This window comes from Staphylococcus sp. 231237_7MaSpsaltlick, assembly GCF_043107035.1.
In genome coordinates, this window is record NZ_JBICNX010000347.1 from 1 (window position 1) to 478 (window position 478).

At 26.8% G+C, this 478-nt stretch carries 1 protein-coding gene; it reads right to left on the reverse strand.

Annotated elements, in window-relative coordinates:
• Positions 1–404, reverse strand: a 404-nt coding sequence (locus ACF91D_RS31825) for a hypothetical protein (protein ID WP_392438708.1), incomplete at its 3' end; no start/stop codon positions are given.
• Between the last annotated feature and the right edge of the window lie 74 nt (positions 405–478).

The following is a 478-nucleotide window of genomic DNA, read 5'->3' on the forward strand; positions in this document are numbered from 1 at the left end:
GTATATTTGCTTAAAATTCTTTTATGGGTAAGAGAGTGTTTATAAACTGGACTGATGGTTTGGATTATTCTATTTGCATCTGTTTCTTTTAGAATATTTTTGAACCATATATCAAAAAAGATTAATTTATTAGAAATTTCAGTACCTAATAATTCCATTTCAGTAACTAATGCAGAATACTCATTAGAAGAAGTATTGGATGAATATTGCAAATGTGCAAAACCTGTTACCATATTTAACCTCTCTGAAATCTTCTCTAATTGTATTAACATTTCCGAAAATTTTTGTGTAGAAATATTATCATTAAGTAATACGCGGTTATTTTCAAACTTTTTGACATCATCATGCAAATATCTTAAATAATTTTTGATACTGTTTTTTCTCTCGTCGACGAGTTCTGACAAATCCCAATGCCCTAGCTTTGGTTTTTGTAATAAATTCATAGCATATAAAAAAAATTATATTCTTGTATTAATAG